This window comes from Leptolyngbya sp. UWPOB_LEPTO1 (assembly GCF_017302695.1).
Lineage (GTDB): Bacteria > Cyanobacteriota > Cyanobacteriia > Leptolyngbyales > Leptolyngbyaceae > Leptolyngbya > Leptolyngbya boryana.
In genome coordinates, this window is the sequence record NZ_JAFLCJ010000018.1 from 106428 (window position 1) to 126085 (window position 19658).

Below are 19658 nucleotides of genomic sequence, written 5' to 3' on the forward strand. Positions count from 1 at the left end.
TGTTTAGGAGTGGCTATTCCTCATTGTTGTTAGCATTTGCTTAGATGTTGCTGTTAATGAGGAAGAATGAGGACTACCTAAAATTAGGGATAGTGGTAGGTATTCTTGTTGAGTTCTCAAAACTCTGGCTTTGTCTTTAATATCGCGGAGAAAGTCTTCTATTTCATCAACTTGAGCTTCTGAGTATCTTTTGTCAGTGCCACATAGTATTCAGATTTTAGTCCCGTTGCCGGGATTAGAGGGTTTGAGCGCCATCAAATCTGATCAACAAGGTCGCACAGATGGGGGTTTCAGTCCCGTTGCCGGGATTAGAGGGTTTGAGCGGCTTCGTCGAAACTCAATCTCGAAGTCAGTAAAGGTTTCAGTCCCGTTGCCGGGATTAGAGGGTTTGAGCGCGGAGCTTTAGCGATCGCTAACGTGGTAGCGTCTTGGTTTCAGTCCCGTTGCCGGGATTAGAGGGTTTGAGCGACAGTCTCCTTCTCCAGATCAACTTCAGGCTGAAATGTTTCAGTCCCGTTGCCGGGATTAGAGGGTTTGAGCGTTTATCCCCAGTCCTGCAAAGCAGATCGCATGAGCGTTTCAGTCCCGTTGCCGGGATTAGAGGGTTTGAGCGTCAAACGATTGAAGAGAGCGATCGCTGTTTTAATTGGTTTCAGTCCCGTTGCCGGGATTAGAGGGTTTGAGCGAGGCGATCGCTCTCCAACGCTTTGCCAAATTCAGTAGTTTCAGTCCCGTTGCCGGGATTAGAGGGTTTGAGCGTCGTGTATTTTGTTCGAGATCCTTCTGGCGCGGACGGGTTTCAGTCCCGTTGCCGGGATTAGAGGGTTTGAGCGTTGAAGCAACTTTAGATCGCCCGTCTTAAAACTCTTGTTTCAGTCCCGTTGCCGGGATTAGAGGGTTTGAGCGAGCCCAGGAATCCCTGTCCAGAATGAGGACTAGAGTTTCAGTCCCGTTGCCGGGATTAGAGGGTTTGAGCGCTCCTGGAACTAATCCAAATAATGCACTTCAGCAGTTTCAGTCCCGTTGCCGGGATTAGAGGGTTTGAGCGTTTAAAGCGGCTTTTGTTTTTTTTGTTTTAATCTCAATTGTTTCAGTCCCGTTGCCGGGATTAGAGGGTTTGAGCGTGGTGTCAGGGGCGATAAACGTAGCGATCGCTGGAGTTTCAGTCCCGTTGCCGGGATTAGAGGGTTTGAGCGCAGGCGCTTCAGTAATGGGGCGTTTGGGTTTGTCGATGTTTCAGTCCCGTTGCCGGGATTAGAGGGTTTGAGCGTGTGCCGTTGTGTAATCCCCTGATTGAGCGATTACATGTTTCAGTCCCGTTGCCGGGATTAGAGGGTTTGAGCGAGCGCCTTGTTTCTTGGCGGTCGGTAGTTTGTGGTGGTTTCAGTCCCGTTGCCGGGATTAGAGGGTTTGAGCGTTGTCTCGAATTTGCCAGAGCACGATCGCTACCTTGGTTTCAGTCCCGTTGCCGGGATTAGAGGGGTTGAGCGGCGAGCAGGGCATTCGCTTGCTTCAGGCTTGCATTTTCGATTTTGTTTCAGTCCCGTTGCCGGGATTAGAGGGTTTGAGCGGTACAGAATGCAAGTGTAGATATCGCGCCGAAAATAGTGTTTCAGTCCCGTTGCCGGGATTAGAGGGTTTGAGCGCAAACTGACGGCCCGAACCGTCCACAAACGAGATTGGTTTCAGTCCCGTTGCCGGGATTAGAGGGTTTGAGCGCCCCCCGATCACCTCTCGCAACCCGACATAGCACCCTGTTTCAGTCCCGTTGCCGGGATTAGAGGGTTTGAGCGCAAGAGCCGCCGCGCAGAAATCCGCCCCCTCAGAGTTTCAGTCCCGTTGCCGGGATTAGAGGGTTTGAGCGACAGCCCACCCCCCTCCCCCCGATCACCTCTCGCGTTTCAGTCCCGTTGCCGGGATTAGAGGGTTTGAGCGTTGGGATTGCTGGTCAAATTGGTTCGGGTAAGAGCTTGTTTCAGTCCCGTTGCCGGGATTAGAGGGTTTGAGCGGCTGTAGTCAATGTTTTTCTCTGTCATCAATTTGCGGTTTCAGTCCCGTTGCCGGGATTAGAGGGTTTGAGCGGTCACAGTCACCCCGGCCGGATATGACGTTGTGGAAGTTTCAGTCCCGTTGCCGGGATTAGAGGGTTTGAGCGCAAAATTGGGACAATGCCCTGGACAGTTATATCGCTAGTTTCAGTCCCGTTGCCGGGATTAGAGGGTTTGAGCGTCTTTGAAACGTAGCGCATAAAGAATCTTCTTAATAGTTTCAGTCCCGTTGCCGGGATTAGAGGGTTTGAGCGCTACATGTGAAGCTTGTATTAGAGCAGGACTTTCTCGTTTCAGTCCCGTTGCCGGGATTAGAGGGTTTGAGCGCGTCACGATCACCCCTGCTGGATTTGATGTCGTTGAAGTTTCAGTCCCGTTGCCGGGATTAGAGGGTTTGAGCGCAAAGCCCCCCTTGGAAACAAGGGGGGCAAGTCTTGTTTCAGTCCCGTTGCCGGGATTAGAGGGTTTGAGCGTCGACGAACAATGACGCGCCGTTCACCGCAACCTTGTTTCAGTCCCGTTGCCGGGATTAGAGGGTTTGAGCGTCAACTGGAACCTATACGGTGTTGATATTGTAGCTAAGTTTCAGTCCCGTTGCCGGGATTAGAGGGTTTGAGCGCCTAGTCTTTCTCCTTCAAGTCCAAAGTGAGCGATGTTTCAGTCCCGTTGCCGGGATTAGAGGGTTTGAGCGTTCGGCACGATCGCGGCTTTGAATTTAAGTGGCAAGTTTCAGTCCCGTTGCCGGGATTAGAGGGTTTGAGCGCAGCACCGGGAGCGCAGTTCGTACCTGCCCCTCTTGACGTGTTTCAGTCCCGTTGCCGGGATTAGAGGGTTTGAGCGCAGGCTCAGTGCCCGTCGAATCGTCGAACGTCGCGGCAAAGGTTTCAGTCCCGTTGCCGGGATTAGAGGGTTTGAGCGGCAACGGGCGGAATCGGAGATCGTCGAAATGGTGGGTTTCAGTCCCGTTGCCGGGATTAGAGGGTTTGAGCGCAAATCCTGCGCTAGTTGCTGCCCCTGCCGCATGTGCGTTTCAGTCCCGTTGCCGGGATTAGAGGGTTTGAGCGTCTCGGAATCTTCTGCGCGGTTGGCTCACTGACTCCAGTTTCAGTCCCGTTGCCGGGATTAGAGGGTTTGAGCGTTAAGGCAATTCAGCGTCAAAGCGCCATTCAGAAGTTTCAGTCCCGTTGCCGGGATTAGAGGGTTTGAGCGGCAATGAGAACTTGAGCGTTTACGAATTCCATAGACTGTTTCAGTCCCGTTGCCGGGATTAGAGGGTTTGAGCGCTACCCGACCCCAACGACGGCTACCGCTGCGATGTGTTTCAGTCCCGTTGCCGGGATTAGAGGGTTTGAGCGCTACTGGTTCCTTGAGCGAGAGTATCCAGTGTCCGAAGTTTCAGTCCCGTTGCCGGGATTAGAGGGTTTGAGCGCCACGATCGCTGAACTTGAACTTCAAAAGCTTCAAGTTTCAGTCCCGTTGCCGGGATTAGAGGGTTTGAGCGTTGCTGGACATCTCCCGCATTTGCAGCTATCCCTGCTGGTTTCAGTCCCGTTGCCGGGATTAGAGGGTTTGAGCGAATTTTAGACATTCGAGTCGAACGATTGCAGGCAATGTTTCAGTCCCGTTGCCGGGATTAGAGGGTTTGAGCGCTGTCAACTGGATTAGCAATAGTGTCAAATGGATGTTTCAGTCCCGTTGCCGGGATTAGAGGGTTTGAGCGCTTTTCAGACGTAGGGATAAGGAGACTTAGAGATGAGTTTCAGTCCCGTTGCCGGGATTAGAGGGTTTGAGCGCTTCGGCTACTGCTTCTTCAAAGAAGTAGCTGAAGTTTCAGTCCCGTTGCCGGGATTAGAGGGTTTGAGCGCGTTCCTTGACCAACCTCAATCGCCAAGCCATCAAGTTTCAGTCCCGTTGCCGGGATTAGAGGGTTTGAGCGAAATAATAGAGTGTCCGATTCGAGTATTTTGGATAGTTTCAGTCCCGTTGCCGGGATTAGAGGGTTTGAGCGTGTGCATATTTCTGATTTGTGATTTGTCCCAATTCTGTTTCAGTCCCGTTGCCGGGATTAGAGGGTTTGAGCGTATGCCTGTGGAATTTGGGGATGAGTCGAGTAGTTTGTTTCAGTCCCGTTGCCGGGATTAGAGGGTTTGAGCGGCAGACTCTCCAGCTTCATAGGCAGCTAAGAGAAGTTTCAGTCCCGTTGCCGGGATTAGAGGGTTTGAGCGGTAAGGAGTAGTGCCGATGACCTGACCGGACGAGTTAAGGTTTCAGTCCCGTTGCCGGGATTAGAGGGTTTGAGCGTTGTCGTAAGCGCTGTCGATCAAGCCATAAATACAGGTTTCAGTCCCGTTGCCGGGATTAGAGGGTTTGAGCGGATCGAGTTGGCAACGGCGATCGCTCCAAATTCACGGTTTCAGTCCCGTTGCCGGGATTAGAGGGTTTGAGCGAGTTTGAGGAAATCGCGTTTGCGTCGTCCTGTCATAGTTTCAGTCCCGTTGCCGGGATTAGAGGGTTTGAGCGGTTTTAGTAGGATTGGGAGTTGGGACGGGGTTAGGGTTTCAGTCCCGTTGCCGGGATTAGAGGGTTTGAGCGCGCCTCAGTGAGGTTTTTCGCTCCGACTGCGACAAGTTTCAGTCCCGTTGCCGGGATTAGAGGGTTTGAGCGTCCGCCATCTGAAACCCTTACTGAACAAGGGCTGTAGAACCGATTTTGGCAAAGGTCATCTGAAACATTGATCCCAGCCTTTATTCTACAATGATGGCGAATCGCTAAATCGTTAAAACTATTGACTTGTCTTGGTTCTAGCGATTTGGCGAACCTCCCAGAGTTTTCGACCCCGCTTCGGTTTGCCAAAACTTGCTGCCATTATAGAACGATCGCCGAAACTTGGCGCGGTTTCTCCGACCCATAAGCTAGCGTTCTTTTCACCGCCCCTGCATCCAACACATAAATCCGCACCGCATCCTCCTCCGACTTGATCAACCGCTCAATCTGAACCTGAAGCTTCGCAAACTGCACCGCCGTCAAAAAACACTCAAACACGCTGTACTGCGTCCAAGTCCCATACCCCGACAACAACTTATGCAACCGAGTCCGTCGCTTATTCGCCGCCTTACTATCCGGCAAATCATAAATGATCAAATAAAACAGCGTCGTCATCTACCGCACCGCTAACGGCTTGTAAGGCACATCCTCCTGCAAATGCCGTGCCAACCATCTTGCCTGAAGCTCGATCGCTTTCCGATAACTACAGCGATACTCAAACACCGGATGCGTAAACTCATCACTCAACTTCCGCTCAAACCCCTGCAAAAAAGCTTTTCTGCCCGAATCTGACAAGCGATATGCCCCTAAACTTTCCGCAAAATCTTTCTGCTGAATCTCCCGATTATTAAGCACTGTCAAAACCACATTATCCGCAATCAAAGCGCGAAATTCCTCCATCAAATCCAGCACCAAAGCAGGCTGTCCCCGCGTCACCTCATGCAAATAGCCAATATACGGATCAAGCCCTGCCAAATGTACCGCTGCTGTCACCTGCGATCGCAACAATCCATAAGCAAAACTCAGCAACGCATTCACCGGATCAGTCGGCGGACGACGATTTCGCCCTGAAAACTGCCAATTCCCTTTCAACATCTGCGACCAATACCCAAAATACTCCCGCGCCGCCAACCCTTCCATTCCGCGCACTTGATCGATCGTCTTTTGAGCAGCCACACTCGCTTTTCGCTGCTTTAACGGATGCTCTTTCACTCCATGCCGATACAAGACCGTCGCTTGATTGTGGATTTTAGTCGTGACGATCGCTTTCACCAATTCCAACTTCTGCGCCTGATCCTCATACCGCCGATACTGCGCCAATCGAAGTTGCCCATTGCGCGAGTAAGCAGGCAACGCCGATCCCAAGTGCTTGCCAAATCCAGACAGATAATGCACAGGCATTCCTAGTTCTAGCGCATACATCAAAGCATCGCCCGTCACTTGCGGATTGCCCATCAATACAACCTGCTCTACCGTCTGAGCCGGAATGGTTTGCTTCTTCCAAGACCCATCCGCTTGCTTCAATTTGACAATAAATGCCTCATACGACTTGTTCAAAATCGCATCCGGCTGAGTCACATACAGAACTGACATGCTAACTCCTTAATTGTTTGACTTCCATCGGTAAACAAATGCTCTGTAAACTGCACGCCTGACACTTGGTTTTATGGTCGATCGGCGGTGGCATCGGACGAGTTTCAGCCATCTGAGCTGCCCGAATTGCATCTTCTGTCATCTGTCGTAACTGAGGTGAGAACTCCACCCGTTGCCGCCTTCGATTCGCATGATAAAAAATCTCACCATACGCGATCGTCTTTCCCGTCCGCTCTTCCAGACACAGTGCTGCTGCACAGAGTTGAAAGTGATCGCTCAAGTGCCGACCCATTTTTCCCTTCTTGTACTCCAAGGGAATGAGTTGTCGATCGCGCTCCTCTACTGCATCGATCACACCCGAAACTTGCAATCGATCCGACCAAACCCATTGCTGTTGGTAAACAATAGTATCGCCCTCCTGTATCACTCCCGCCTCATTGATATTGCGATGCAGATGAGTGCCGAGAACAATATGCTCATTCTCAACCATTTCCCCCAGCACATACTCAAAGTAAAATCGCCGCGAACAGTACTCCCAAGCATTCAAATACGAGAGAGGCAAATAATTTTCAGGGTTCATCACTTACTTTCGCCTTACCATTCCCATTCCCATCGGTGTCTTTCGTCCCACTCCGGCATACATCGCAAAATCCGCCAAGGTATTAATCTGCCGAATGGTCTCCACATCCACTTCGCCTAAAATTGCAAATGTTACCTCACCCACACAGCCAATCAACTTACTCCGACTGTCCATCACGATCTCAGTCCGAATGTCAAAGTAACTGGGAAAAAGTGGCTCAATCACTGCTTCAGAAAATGGAATCCCACTGTACTGATTCCATCGTCGCAATAGACTCTGAAAAACCAACTCTTTCGTCGGTAAAGCACTATCGTACCGAGTCTGACGAAAGGTGGTTGGAGTACAGAACTGAAGTTTAATTTGTCGATCTCGATCTGAGGCTTGCTCGTACAGTTGAGCATACGAACTAAATCCTGCCCAAGGCTGCTTCGGCTGCGCCGTTCCTAAAATGCTAGTAACTGTAAGCTCTGCGGCTCCTAAATGCCAAGACTGCTTCGGACTGAGATTCAGCCACAACTGTGCTAACTGACTAAACAAAGAATCATCTAACAGAGAAATGCGCCACCAGCAGGGAACTGCGATCGCTCTTTCATGCTGATATTGCAGCAGCGAATGATGCGATCTTGTTTGTAAAGCACTGAGCGTAAAGGACTTCTCAGAAGTTTGTTTGTGCAAGGTTTCGCTGAGCGTTGGATTTTGCGATCGTACCAAATCCAAAAACAGTGCATGAAGATGTCGCCCACTCAAATGACTCGCTGGAATTGGCGATTGAGGTTGTAAATTCAGAACTAAACTATGCGGCATGGCTTACCCAAAGTGATAGTGCATCTGAGCCGGAATCTTCAAAGAAGAATTCTCAAACGTGTAGAATTCTCCACGCATTCGGACATTGCGAATCAAGCTGACAGGAGGCATATTCACAGTGTCATAACTCAAGACTTGGTTAGTAAACATCACATCTAACGGATTGAGAAGATAAGGAATCGTGAACTCTGCCGATTGATGATGCTTCGGGTTTGTCAGAATTTCGGCCGTCAGTTCTGTTTTACTTGCCCATTTACCCAAGCGAATCCATCTAGGCAGTTTGAGCGCTCGCTCTGAGATGATGAAAAACTCAAATCGGCTTTCTGGTGCAATCTCCTTTGTCCTGCCAAAACTTGGGATATTGCGCTCTGTCGGTTGCATCTCTACATGATAGCGATTGTCCGCATACTTCCAAGTACTCAAGATCGTCGTGTGAGACATGGCTCTTGCAGGAGTCACATAGATTGCTTGAGTATTGAGTGGAGTAAGATGCTCTTTATATTTCGGCACTTGTTCAGGGCAAAAATAACTGTAAGCGTCTTTCTCAGCGACGACAGTCCTATGCTGCACGCTATCTACTAAACCTAGAGCATACGCAAGCGCGTAGTTATGCAGCACGGGTTCTGTCTCGTAGAGTCGCCCGATCTCACGGGTTGCAAAATATAGACTGTCATGAAGTTCTAGCGTGCATCGGTAGAAAGTAGGCATTGGAAATTACTTTGCTTTTGCAGTGGATTTCTTGCTGATGTGTTTCTGTGCATAGGCTTTTGCTTCGGCATCAGCTTGTTGCAAAAGCGATCGCATTCCTGATTCTTGACCTGTAAGCTGTTTAACTTCTGTCAGTAATGCCTCAAAGTCAGAGCCGATTAAGTCAGTATGCACAATGAATTCCTCTGACATCAGAGTTTGAATGGTCGCGACCGCAGTTTCTAGTACTTCATCTTCATTCAATGGATCAGTCGAGTTCAACGTGTTTTTTGCTTGCATCTGATCATAGATTGCTTGCGTCCAACGCAGATTACTCGTGATTTCTCCATCTGCAAACACGACTCCAATCAGTTCGTTTCTAAGCCGCCCAGTTCGAGTGGTTTGTGCGCCATAGTGACGAGTTCTTAGAATGTTGTTAAACACATAGAGGAAACTTGCTTCAGTTGGATCTTTCAGTGTCACAATACTTGGAAAGAAGACTTGAGGGCGAATATGGTCTTGCTGATTAATCCGGCTTGTTACTTCTCCAGGTTTTGAGCCTGCTTCGCCTTTTGATGCCATTGTGCCATTCTCAAAAGGAGCATTCAATGTGAAAGTTTCATGCGAGCCATCGAATGCAGTGATTGAGAAAGCAGTATCGACAACGACTTTCGATTTCTCTGAACCAGAATCACCGATCGCAAATCCGTAAATAATACAATCTGGATTGTCCATCGCGAATTTGACATTGTACTCGCAGTCTTCTGCGGTCATCAAGCCATAGCTTCGCAGCAGTTCGCGCCCGACTAAGCGTTCCGGTGTAGATTGCTTGCGCTTAAATATCGTCAAGCGACTGATCGGTGTTGCATCTGCGATTCCCGATCGTACTCGCGCTTTGTTCAGTTCTCCATCCGTTTGGAACAATGGATAAGATTCGGTCACTCGAATGGTTAGGAAATGTGCGTACTTTCCCATCGGTTTATAGGGGATTTCAGCATGGAAGAATTTAGAATCAATTGTCTTCAGTAGTGACATTTTTTTCTCCTGTTAGTTCTCAATAACTGCATCTTCGTCTTCTGAGGCTTCGCCTTTCGCTTTCAGTTCGCGATTTTCTTTATCTTGCTCTAAGCGATAGAGAAACTCGCAAGTGTCTCGAAGCAGGTTCAGTTGTCGTCCTGCGAGTCGAGCGCGATCGCTGGCAAAAGCTTTCTGAAAAACATCAACGACAAAGTATCGAGCAAAATCAAGAATGGCTTGTCGTTCTTCTTCTCGATCGAAGATTTGATTAAAACCTTCAGCGCGTGAAGCTCTAACACGATCCATTAACTTAAAGACTTCTGATGCAACAACAGCGATTAAAGTTTCATCATCAAAGACAATTGAATCGGCTTTGAGAAGGACTTCTGCTGCTACATCGATCGGCTTTAGAACGGCATTTGCTTTGGGATTATAGCGTCTGTTTGCTCGATAGAATTTTCGATACAAATCAGTTAGCTTTTGAGGATGATTCATGGGCGATTTTTCTGGTGAAATTAGCTTTAGTTGATCGACTGTTGGATCAAATTCGACATAAGGATCAAAGCAAGGATAGAAATGGTGAGCATAGAGACGAATTTTCTCGATTCGGGCAGTGTCGTTTTTCTGTTTGCGTATCCATCGGTTGAGATAGTTAAAAACATAAAGGGGACTCGTTTCAAAATCTTTGGCAAGCTCCGTCAATTTTCCCCAGTCCGCATCATAGCCGCCCTTGCCTTGTTTGGCGTTGACTTCTAGGTGAATTGCATAAGCTGCCGTCAGAACATTTAGAGGGGCGGGATAGCAAGTTCCATCTGCATCGTTCCAGCCTTCTAGAATCGCATCCAACCGAAAGCGATCGCGCTTGACTAAAACCCGAATGGCTTGCGGCGCACTATCTAAAAAGACGCTTTCTTCAAACTCTGCACCATCTGTAAAAGGCGGGATCGGTGATTCAGAAACTACGGTTTTGACATCTAAAATCATTGGAAATGCAAAGCCTAACCAGGCAGGCATTACCCAAGATTCTGTGTCATTGGGGTCTTTCCCAGGAGGCAAAGCCATGAAGTAGAAGGTTAAAGGTTGATCTTCGGGGTAAGACAGCTTGAAGACCCGATTCTCCTTCTCTTCATCCATTAGAAACGTATCGATTGATTGATAGCGTTCTCGCCCAAAGTCAGCTTCTAGAGACTTAGAAATGAAATGATTTCGCAAGGTCGTATCGAAGCGCGTTTGAGCAATGCTGGTATATGCTTTTTGCAAAAAACGATTGGTTTCCGGTGTGAAGTAATAAGTGGGATAGAAATAAAGATAGCGGTATTTTCCATCCTCAAATCGTTTTCCGACAGCTTGGGTTTGATTCATCAAGATTTGTCGCAGCATAATTTCTAAGCTAGCAATGCTAGAAATATTTCGCTTTGCGTTTCCTCCTCCTAGCATTTGCTTGTTGGTATAAACCTGTGGTGTGAATAAAACGGATGACTCCATCTGTTCAGTCACCGTGTAGGCAGAATGAGAGATCGAGCAGATCAACTGCTTTCCGCGTCCAACTTTTTTGGCTGCATTGTAGTTCGCTAACTCTTTGAGAAATTGATCAGCTTTCAGAGTGGGTGGAGTCGATTGAGGAAGCATCACTACTGATTGAATCCACGATCGCAGATCTTCCCAGCCATCTTGTAGTTGATATTGACTAACAATTGGTTCAATCTGATCAGCAATGCAGGCAATGATCTGTTCACAGAGTTCACGAACATTCTCAATTCCAGGATGACGCTCTAGATACTTTGCTGCAAGATAGTACCATTCGTAAGGGATTCCGCCCGTACTGCCTTTGATTTTTTGCTCTTTAAGCGTCTCATTAATTTTCTGAATCTCTCGGATCTGCGGCAAGTATTCTGCTAATCCCAACGATTCAGCAACGCTCTGCGTTAGATTCAACTCAGGCAATTCGGGCAGTTTCTTATTTTGCTTGCGAGCAGTTGTAATTTTTTCGACGCGATCGCCCCAAATTTTACGACTAACCACATCCCCAAATTCTGCAATTTGATCAATGCGAATGTCATCTCCAAAACTGAAATCATAATCGGCTGACAATGCGCCTTTTTGCTGAAATTCTAGTAGTTTGTCGTTTCGACTTTTAGCAACTGAAGCTTTAGTCGATGACAGAATTCTCAACGTTGCATCTAGCGCGATTTGCATCAGAGTCCGGTCATCGCAGAACAGAGTGTAATAGTCTGCATATTTCATCCCTTTACCATCTCGCCCAAATCCAGTTTGTCTAAGCCGTAATTGCTCGGTACAAAGGTCTTTGATTTTATTGACAACTCGATCAGGCAGATCGCTGGGATCGATCGCTGGTGCATCTTTGATAGCGAGATAGATTACCCCAGTGGGTAAGTACAGCAATGGCTCATAGATACACTCATCTGTATTGAGACTAGTATGTGCATCCACTAAAGCATTGTTTACAACGTTTGTTAAAGCACCTCGATTTTCTGAAATGCTGTGATAAGTAAGTTTCAGCTTGCCATCACTGAGCGTATGAATTAGCTCTTTGAGTCTAGAGCTTTCAGCATCATATGGGTGTTTAACGATCGAAGCCAAAGAATCTGCGAGACAAGCTAGATTTGCAAGGCTTGAAAGCTTCTGACCGTTGAGAATCGGATCTAATCCATACTCAGAAAAGTTCCAATTTGTATCCCATCGTCGCTGTGCATTGTACGCAATACAAAGTAAATCATCAATGTAATCTCGATAAGTGTCAGTATTGTTCGGATCAATGAATTGATCGAGTCCTAGCTGCTGAACTTTTTGATCAATAATTTGCCGATGTTGCGCGATCGCTAATTTGCGACAGTCATCAGGCGCATCTGGAAATTTCTCGAAATCGTGCAGAATGAAACCAGCGATCGCAAGTCTTCGTTCTTTCTCTTTCACAACTCGTCGAATGGTCGTATCCATTTTTTCCAAGCGCTGCTCAATCAGATTTGCGGGAAATAATCCATTCAACAAATGCGTATTGAGTGATTGATCACCTGCATTATCTCGTCGAACCTTAGTTTTTCCTTCTGCTTCGCGTTGTCGATCGAGTTGTTCAAAGAATTGACCGCCTTTTGCTGTCACTCCGATCGCAATTCGCAATAGATTCGGTAAAACGTATTCAGCAAAATCTTGCATCACAGCATCATTCGGATTTTGCGCCTGGATTGCTTCTCGAAGGAGTTTGAGAGTGAGTAATTCGCGTTGACCAGGATCGATTGTGCGAGAACTGCTTTCACCTTCTAGCTCAGAGTCATCCATCCAATCATCCGATTGATCTAAATCTGCCGTCGTCTCTTCTAAGTCAGGCAACAACTGCTCTGCTTCAACTTTATTCTGTATCTTCTTCGTCATCTGTTTGTTCTAGTAAACTTAAGTAGGTTTCAACTTCTGCAACGTACTGTGGATAATCAGCCAAAGCATATTGCAGAGCTTCATATACCTTTTCAGCAATGATTTCGTCATATAAGTGAGCGAGTACATTCCGAAATCCACCTGATTTCTCCATACGGTTACCTAATGCTGGAGAAATCAATCCATACTGCCCAGCTAAGATGAATGTTTCAGCATTTTTTGGAGCTTTTCCACCTTCTGAAGTGATTCCAGCAACGCGCTTCAGGAAAGCTCGGTTGATATCAAGAGCAGATTGAATAACTTGTTCAAGTAGACGTTCAATAATGCTCTGTATGTCCTCATCTTGCAGATAGTCATCCAACGTTAGGGATTGAAAGCGATCGAGGCGTTGTAATCGCCTCCCGATCCCCTCTAGTTTTTTGCCAACCGTAACTGGAGTGAATTCCTTCATCGTCTAAGTTTCTCCAAGGTGGATCGAATCGATTCTCGTTGCTGTTGACGAAAAAATTTAAGTTGCTCTTTACTCATGAGTTTTTGCTGCTGAAAGCGCTCAAACTCTCCTGGTTCAAGTTCATAAAGAATCTGTCCGTCTTTTGCAATATTATGTGCTAGCAAATCTGAACACTCTTTCATCTCGATCGCATCAATCTGATCATCACCTAGCTTATAAATCTGCTGCAAAACTCCCCAGATCCGGAGAAAGTCGAAGCCTCCTTTTTCGTATTGTTTGCGGAGTTCTTCATCGCATAAGAAAGCAAAATCCCAGTCGCTGTTTGCATCATGATCTCCTCTAGCTCTAGAGCCAAAGAGAACTAATAATTTGAGATAGGGAACCTGCTCAAGAATCTGCGGTACGAATTCGATCAGTTCCTCTAAAGTTTGTGGAGGCTGATCTGAAAGTTTAGCTTGTTCCTGACGCACCAACTGACGAGCATAAAGCAGACAAGCTTGGATGTCTTCCTGTTCCAACCACGGATAGGTTTTTACCATTGTTTCAAATGTCTCTCCTGCTGCGATTAGCTCTAAAGCGTTCTCAACAGTGAGGCGCTCTCGGATAGCAGGTTTGCCATCGAGAATCTTGCGATCGACTGTAATCCGTTTCAGAAGATTTTGCTCATTCATTTTGTAGCTCTCTTTAGACGGAGTATGAAAAGAGGGAAGCAATTAGGGTGATTTGCATTCTAGTTCTAGGATTTATCGTGACTTAACCAGCCTTGCTACCGAAGTAGATTGAAGGGGGTTGAGATTACTTACGCCTGTACTTAATGCCGAAAGCTATTCGGAAACTTCCCTCTAGTCGTAGGCAGGCTCTCTTAGAATTATAGAGAGCCTAAAGTTTTTAACGAACTGAAGTTTTCAACATCCGGTAACGATTCTTCAGCCCCACCCGATTCGTTTCAATCAAGTAGCCTTTGTCTCTGGCTAGTTTAATCGTTGCTCCAAAACGATGTCCGACCTTTACAGCCAATTCATCGCCCCAGTGCCATGTTGTATCCGAAAGAAGTTCGTGCAACAACTCTAGCTTGGTCTTCTTGGAATCCATAAAATTCTCCACGGTAAAGGATGTAACTAAATTTACAGTTCAAAAGGACTATTCCTTTTATCGATCAAAATCTAGCGTGATCGATAGCCGATAGCAAGAGATTTTTTAAGTTCAGACATATTTAACCGTTAAATATGTCGAAACTTGATACAATTTCAGGGTGTCTGCGGAGCCTTGCGTTAAACACAGGGAATTGAATCCCGATAACGGGATTGAAATAAATACGTCTGCACTTAATGGCGTAAGCTGTTTCATCTCCGTCAGATTCTTCTAAATCCCGGCAACGGGACTGAAACCTTAAAATATCCACGGGTCGTCTCCTTTGCTTTTGAGTTGATAGGCGAGGGTGTCGAGGAGTAATGCACTTTGTCCGAACGCGATCGCGTAAGGCGAGATCGCATCATGGAAGCTGCGCGAATCACTAATCGGATAAATCTGAAAGTGCATCGGCAGCTTTAGCCTAAATCGCACATCAGCCACAGGACGCTTTACCACATAGGCAACCAAACTCTCTATTCTCAGCCGTTTATTGATCTCACTTGCCCAAGAGTTATCCGGTTGCCAGACTTCGATCCCTTTGAGAACTTGGATTTGCCAAGCTTTTGCGCTGAGATCTCCTGAGTAGGTGAATTTCCAGTTCGCTCTCTCTTCTCGATAGCGATGAAGTTTCATAAAAGCTAAACAGTGAGAAAATCGACCTTTTGGAATCGGGTGCTGAGTGCGTTGAACTGTCTCATTGAGCGATCGCAGAAATGCTGCTTCACTCATCATCTCAATTTCTAGATTGCTGAGAATTCCGGGGAGATCGTAAGTTTTAAAGCGATCGATTTCATTCTCTTCGGTCAAATCATAGATCCCGCACTGTAGCGGACTAGAGCCTCTGAAACTACAAGCATCCTCATAAATTGGATTCCCCTCTTTCTTCCCCGAAAGCTTTTGCCACTCCTGCGCCCAACCTCTGACAAATCCAGCAAGTTCTCTAAAAGAGCGATCAAAAACACTTTCACAAGCCGCCTGAAAGATTTCTAAGCTACTGGCATACTGTTCTCGAATCGTTTTATGCCCTAATTTGCGACCCAGATGCAGTGACTGAAAGGCTCCCCATCGTTTGTAGTAACCCCGAAAATCATTGATAGTCCGATACTCATCTAAAACCGTCGAATTGAGAAAAGGACGATCGTACTGTTCACCTTGAATCAACGGAGGCGAGTCCCCCTCAAACAGCCGCTCTGTAAAAAACTTCGGAACAAGTGCGTAAGCTGTAAAGTTCTTAAACTGAATCGTTCGATTGTTCAGTTGATAGCCATCGTGTCGCCCTAATCGTCCAAGGCGCTGGATAAAATTACCTGCATCAGCCGATTCAAAAATGAGAAAGTTGATCTTAAAGTCAACTCCGACATCGATTGTACTGGTTCCCAGAATCAGATCGGCAGACAAAGACTGTTCTCGCTCTGTTGTTCCAGATAGTCCCGTGTTCTCATTGACTGTTAAACCATAGGGCAAGAGTTGCGCTTGAAAGAAGGGTTTCAAGCGCTTGACTGCTGCGATCGAATTGAGAATAATTGCCCCTTTACTTCCAGGATGTTGCTGGAACTGCTCTAAAATTAATGCTGCATTATCTCTTAACCATATTTCTGAAGCTTTTGCAGCAGACTCCAACGGTACAAAGTTGAGCCTAATCGATCGTGCAACTTGTCGCCAATTTTCCGATTTAAGCTGTTCTTGTTGCTCGGCTGAGACAGGGAATTGATACTTGTTTTCTGCGATCGGGTTAATGACTTTACAGCGAAACCCTGCTTTTCTCAAGCGCTGAATTAACTGTTCATCTGGTGTTGCAGATAGAAACAAAAACTTTCTGCGCCGACTCGTTGATCGGATCAATAGCATTGTGTTGATCACGCTCGAAATCTGAGGGGCAGCAAATACATGAAACTCATCAAAAATGAATAGCTCGAAGACTTTATCAATCCGTCCCCACAGTTTATCGGGACTATCATTGGGCATGAGATAAGCACCTCGATGTAAGTAATGAAAGAGATCCGGATTGGTGAGTAACACTTCTGTTTGCTCAGTTCGAGTTGAGATCGCAGCACTTTTCCGCAAGTCTTCATTTTCTGCATAGTTCTCTAAGGTTGCTCCGCTCAATCTCACAACTCGCGGTTCATTTTCTGGCTGGAACTGTTGAATGTAATTATTAATTTGAGTTTCTTGATCTCTTGCAAGCTCGTTAGTGGGATATAACCCGATCGCGCAACAGTCTCCTTGAAGAACTCCCAAATACGCTGCCAAACTCTTTCCATCTCCTGTCATTGCTGTATTAAAAACGACATCGATTTCTGGATCTTGTAGTGCTTTTAGAGTTTCTGCTTGATGCCAAGAAAGTACCCATTGATCCGGAAGCTGCACTTCCTCCGAAACTTCTAGCGCGGGACAAGAATAAACTGACTGGAGTGTAACAGAGTAGATACTCATCGAAGTGTACGTAACGAGTTGCTATAGGTCTATCATATCGGCATAATAAAAAAGTGCAAGTTCAAAGTGTACGTACATATGGGGCGCAAAGGTCAATCAATTACGTTAGCGATCTCCGATCGCGATAAAGCTGAGCTAGAAGGTTTGGCGCTCGAACTGGGAATGACTTGGGGCGATCGCGCAAATATTTCCAAACTGGTAGAAGCGATCGCACGTCGCCAATTGACGATTGCGCCGAATCACGATTGGAAAATTGAGCGAATCAATGCGTTGAATCAAGCACGCTCGGCTTTAGTCGATGCAGGCAAGATTGAGGATGCAGTTGCAATCGCGCAACTTTTGATTGAGCGCAGTGAGTTGACGATTCCATTGAGAGTTGAGTTAGAACAATTCATTGCGAAGCCTGTTCAGCCTTGGCGCTTGCAGCTAGAGCGATACATTCGGCAACAGCAGCCGTTTCAGTTGTCGTATCAGGATGCGGCAGAACGAGTTTGGCAATTTACGATTCGGTATGCGGCAATCGCGTCTCATGAGGATCGGCAGTATCTCGATTGTTGGTGTGAGGAGACGGAAGAAGCGCAAGGACTGGGGGAGTTGCAGCATAATCGATCGCTCAGGCTCGATCGCATTACAGATGCGGCAATTAGTCGAGCAGATGGACAGTGGAGAACGTCTGGATTAGCGATGATTTTAGTGGAATTGCATTTGTTTCGGGGGTTGGCGTTTGCGTATCGGAGTAAAAGCGCGATCGATATTGTGAACGAGTGGCATGAAGAGTTACCCCAAGTGCGGCGGGTGGTGCGGCAGGTGTCGAGTACGTTTTGGTTGATTCGGGAGATTTTGCGATATGGGCAAGATTGTGAAGTGGTTGCACCAGAAAGTGTGCGGGAGTTGATGAAACAGGAGATTTTAGGGATGCGCGATCGCTATGGAATTCAGTCTTGAGTAAAGACTCGACAGAATTAGTCGATCGATTTATGATTGAACGAGATTTTGACAAACCGAAGCGGGGTCGAAAACCCTGGGGGGTTCGCCAAATTGCTAGAACCAAGACAAATCAATAGTTTTAACGATTCAGTAAATCGCTATCATTGTAGAATAAGGGCTGGGATCAATGTTTCAGATGACCTTTGCCAAAATCGGTTCTACAGCCCTTGTTCAGTAAGGGTTCCAGATGGCGGACGATCAGCGCACTTAATCCCGGCAACGGGACTGAAACATGAGTTTTGTGATTTGTACTACGGCTTAACGGAACTCGATCAGCGCACTTAATCCCGGCAACGGGACTGAAACAAGACACTGATCCGCACGAGCTGTTTGAATATATTGGCGATCAGCGCACTTAATCCCGGCAACGGGACTGAAACTCCCAGTCCATGCCGAGACTGGCATCAAATCGGCGCGATCAGCGCACTTAATCCCGGCAACGGGACTGAAACCGACCGCCGATCGAGCCGATCGCAAGCCAGCATGACGATCAGCGCACTTAATCCCGGCAACGGGACTGAAACTTCAGACTCGCACCACCCCCACCCCCACCCGCTGCGGGATTATTGGCGATCAGCGCACTTAATCCCGGCAACGGGACTGAAACCTTGATTCACTGCTTGCTGAGCCTGATTAATCTGCGCGATCAGCGCACTTAATCCCGGCAACGGGACTGAAACAATGAGCCTCTGGATCGGCTCAGGATATCTATCTAGCGATCAGCGCACTTAATCCCGGCAACGGGACTGAAACTATCTGCTGCGTGAACGAGGAGTCCTCGGCAACGGTTCATTACGATCAGCGCACTTAATCCCGGCAACGGGACTGAAACGTAATCAATAATTGAGCGATTACTATCATCTAAAGTTCGATCAGCGCACTTAATCCCGGCAACGGGACTGAAACTGGGAGTTGCCGATTTTGCAGGAGTGGAGCGATTGGCGATCAGCGCACTTAATCCCGGCAACGGGACTGAAACATTTGCAGAAGCTTTTCAACATCGCTAGGATGAAGCGATCAGCGCACTTAATCCCGGCAACGGGACTGAAACTCTCCAGACACGAAGAATACGCACCACCCTGCATAGCGATCAGCGCACTTAATCCCGGCAACGGGACTGAAACAGCAACTGAGCAAAATTAAAGCAATGGCTCAATTCTTCGATCAGCGCACTTAATCCCGGCAACGGGACTGAAACAGCGGCAAACATCCCTTTCCCTGCGCCTTTAGAACGATCAGCGCACTTAATCCCGGCAACGGGACTGAAACCGATAAATTCTCCGGTCGTTTTATCAAACTTTGTTTCTACGATCAGCGCACTTAATCCCGGCAACGGGACTGAAACTTGCCGGGTCTGAAACTTTTGGTAGGCTCTTGCCTGCTCTGCCGATCAGCGCACTTAATCCCGGCAACGGGACTGAAACGAACCATCGAGCAGATTCCGTGCCAAGTTCGCTGTATCGATCAGCGCACTTAATCCCGGCAACGGGACTGAAACTCCGGCTCGTAAGATTTATCCAGTGCGATCGCGTCACGATCAGCGCACTTAATCCCGGCAACGGGACTGAAACTTTTCATTTTTAGTTTGTATATGGGGCAGACGGGCGATCAGCGCACTTAATCCCGGCAACGGGACTGAAACTTTTCTACATTCCTCCCGAACTTCGACCGAAGGTGCAGCGATCAGCGCACTTAATCCCGGCAACGGGACTGAAACTGAGGCTTTTCTCTAGAGCGGACCTTAGCGGCAAACGATCAGCGCACTTAATCCCGGCAACGGGACTGAAACAACTTACTGCGTCCAGCCATCCCCAGGATCAAAGACGATCAGCGCACTTAATCCCGGCAACGGGACTGAAACACACACTGAAATGCCCCCCAAAAACTAGACCACTCCAAGAGCGACAAGAAACCGTTTAAGGAGTAGGATCAAGTGCATGTCAAATCAAGCCAAGAAATACAGCCCGCAATTCAAAGCCAAAGTCGTCCTCGA

At 47.4% G+C, this 19658-nt stretch carries 12 protein-coding genes and 2 CRISPR repeat arrays; of the genes, 1 reads left to right on the plus strand and 11 read right to left on the minus strand.

Going from position 1 to position 19658, the window contains the following annotated elements:
• Window positions 1–214: 214 nt before the first annotated feature.
• A CRISPR array of direct repeats spans window positions 215–4712; the repeat unit is 37 nt; unit sequence GTTTCAGTCCCGTTGCCGGGATTAGAGGGTTTGAGCG.
• Window positions 4713–4913: 201 nt separating this feature from the next.
• The 11 genes from cas2 to cas3 all read right to left on the minus strand — a co-directional run bounded on the left by cas2 (window position 4914) and on the right by cas3 (window position 16678).
• Entirely contained in the window at window positions 4914–5207 is a 294-nt protein-coding gene (gene cas2, locus J0L70_RS23635) for a CRISPR-associated endonuclease Cas2 (RefSeq protein WP_268243143.1), read from the minus strand.
• Window positions 5208–6185: a type I-D CRISPR-associated endonuclease Cas1d gene (gene cas1d / locus J0L70_RS23640; protein WP_287456129.1), complete on the minus strand. Its 978-nt coding sequence runs from the start codon at window positions 6183–6185 to the stop codon at window positions 5208–5210.
• Between the two features lies 1 nt (window position 6186).
• Window positions 6187–6765, minus strand: a complete 579-nt coding sequence (gene cas4, locus J0L70_RS23645; RefSeq protein ID WP_287456131.1) for a CRISPR-associated protein Cas4 — start codon at window positions 6763–6765, stop codon at window positions 6187–6189.
• A gap of 3 nt (window positions 6766–6768) precedes the next feature.
• Window positions 6769–7569, minus strand: a complete 801-nt coding sequence (gene cas6 / locus J0L70_RS23650) for a CRISPR-associated endoribonuclease Cas6 (RefSeq protein ID WP_287456132.1) — start codon at window positions 7567–7569, stop codon at window positions 6769–6771.
• A gap of 3 nt (window positions 7570–7572) precedes the next feature.
• Entirely contained in the window at window positions 7573–8277 is a 705-nt protein-coding gene (gene cas5d / locus J0L70_RS23655) for a type I-D CRISPR-associated protein Cas5/Csc1 (RefSeq protein ID WP_287456134.1), read from the minus strand.
• Window positions 8278–8283: 6 nt separating this feature from the next.
• Complete coding sequence (gene cas7d, locus J0L70_RS23660) at window positions 8284–9291, minus strand: type I-D CRISPR-associated protein Cas7/Csc2 (protein WP_287456135.1); 1008 nt, start codon at window positions 9289–9291, stop codon at window positions 8284–8286.
• A gap of 12 nt (window positions 9292–9303) precedes the next feature.
• Window positions 9304–12663, minus strand: a complete 3360-nt coding sequence (cas10d, locus tag J0L70_RS23665) for a type I-D CRISPR-associated protein Cas10d/Csc3 (protein WP_287456136.1) — start codon at window positions 12661–12663, stop codon at window positions 9304–9306.
• The gene (gene hepT, locus J0L70_RS23670; protein ID WP_287456138.1) at window positions 12641–13114 is read right to left on the minus strand and encodes a type VII toxin-antitoxin system HepT family RNase toxin; all 474 of its coding nucleotides are present in this window, start codon (window positions 13112–13114) and stop codon (window positions 12641–12643) included. The genes cas10d and hepT overlap by 23 nt, the downstream gene beginning before the upstream one ends.
• Entirely contained in the window at window positions 13111–13785 is a 675-nt protein-coding gene (gene mntA, locus J0L70_RS23675) for a type VII toxin-antitoxin system MntA family adenylyltransferase antitoxin (protein ID WP_268243151.1), read from the minus strand. Before mntA ends, hepT begins: the two co-directional genes overlap by 4 nt.
• A gap of 217 nt (window positions 13786–14002) precedes the next feature.
• Window positions 14003–14206 (minus strand): hypothetical protein, encoded by a 204-nt coding sequence (locus tag J0L70_RS23680; protein ID WP_190650421.1) that lies wholly within the window; start codon window positions 14204–14206, stop codon window positions 14003–14005.
• Window positions 14207–14503: 297 nt separating this feature from the next.
• Entirely contained in the window at window positions 14504–16678 is a 2175-nt protein-coding gene (cas3, locus tag J0L70_RS23685; protein ID WP_287456139.1) for a type I-D CRISPR-associated helicase Cas3', read from the minus strand.
• Between the two features lie 78 nt (window positions 16679–16756).
• Between cas3 and J0L70_RS23690 the strand changes: the two genes are divergently transcribed.
• Window positions 16757–17623: a helix-turn-helix transcriptional regulator gene (locus J0L70_RS23690; protein ID WP_287456140.1), complete on the plus strand. Its 867-nt coding sequence runs from the start codon at window positions 16757–16759 to the stop codon at window positions 17621–17623.
• 237 nt (window positions 17624–17860) lie between these two features.
• Window positions 17861–19526: a CRISPR direct-repeat array (repeat unit 37 nt; unit sequence CGATCAGCGCACTTAATCCCGGCAACGGGACTGAAAC).
• Window positions 19527–19658 lie beyond the last annotated feature (132 nt).

Bases quoted from the DNA above. Each gene is read 5' to 3' on its own strand.
- cas3 (WP_287456139.1), bottom strand. From the start codon at position 16,678: ATGAGTATCTACTCTGTTACACTCCAGTCAGTTTATTCTTGTCCCGCG.
- cas10d (WP_287456136.1), bottom strand. From the start codon at position 12,663: ATGACGAAGAAGATACAGAATAAAGTTGAAGCAGAGCAGTTGTTGCCT.
- cas5d (WP_287456134.1), bottom strand. From the start codon at position 8,277: ATGCCTACTTTCTACCGATGCACGCTAGAACTTCATGACAGTCTATAT.
- J0L70_RS23690 (WP_287456140.1), top strand. From the start codon at position 16,757: ATGGGGCGCAAAGGTCAATCAATTACGTTAGCGATCTCCGATCGCGAT.
- hepT (WP_287456138.1), bottom strand. From the start codon at position 13,114: ATGAAGGAATTCACTCCAGTTACGGTTGGCAAAAAACTAGAGGGGATC.
- J0L70_RS23680 (WP_190650421.1), bottom strand. From the start codon at position 14,206: ATGGATTCCAAGAAGACCAAGCTAGAGTTGTTGCACGAACTTCTTTCG.
- mntA (WP_268243151.1), bottom strand. From the start codon at position 13,785: ATGAATGAGCAAAATCTTCTGAAACGGATTACAGTCGATCGCAAGATT.
- cas1d (WP_287456129.1), bottom strand. From the start codon at position 6,185: ATGTCAGTTCTGTATGTGACTCAGCCGGATGCGATTTTGAACAAGTCG.
- cas2 (WP_268243143.1), bottom strand. From the start codon at position 5,207: ATGACGACGCTGTTTTATTTGATCATTTATGATTTGCCGGATAGTAAG.
- cas6 (WP_287456132.1), bottom strand. From the start codon at position 7,569: ATGCCGCATAGTTTAGTTCTGAATTTACAACCTCAATCGCCAATTCCA.
- cas7d (WP_287456135.1), bottom strand. From the start codon at position 9,291: ATGTCACTACTGAAGACAATTGATTCTAAATTCTTCCATGCTGAAATC.
- cas4 (WP_287456131.1), bottom strand. From the start codon at position 6,765: ATGAACCCTGAAAATTATTTGCCTCTCTCGTATTTGAATGCTTGGGAG.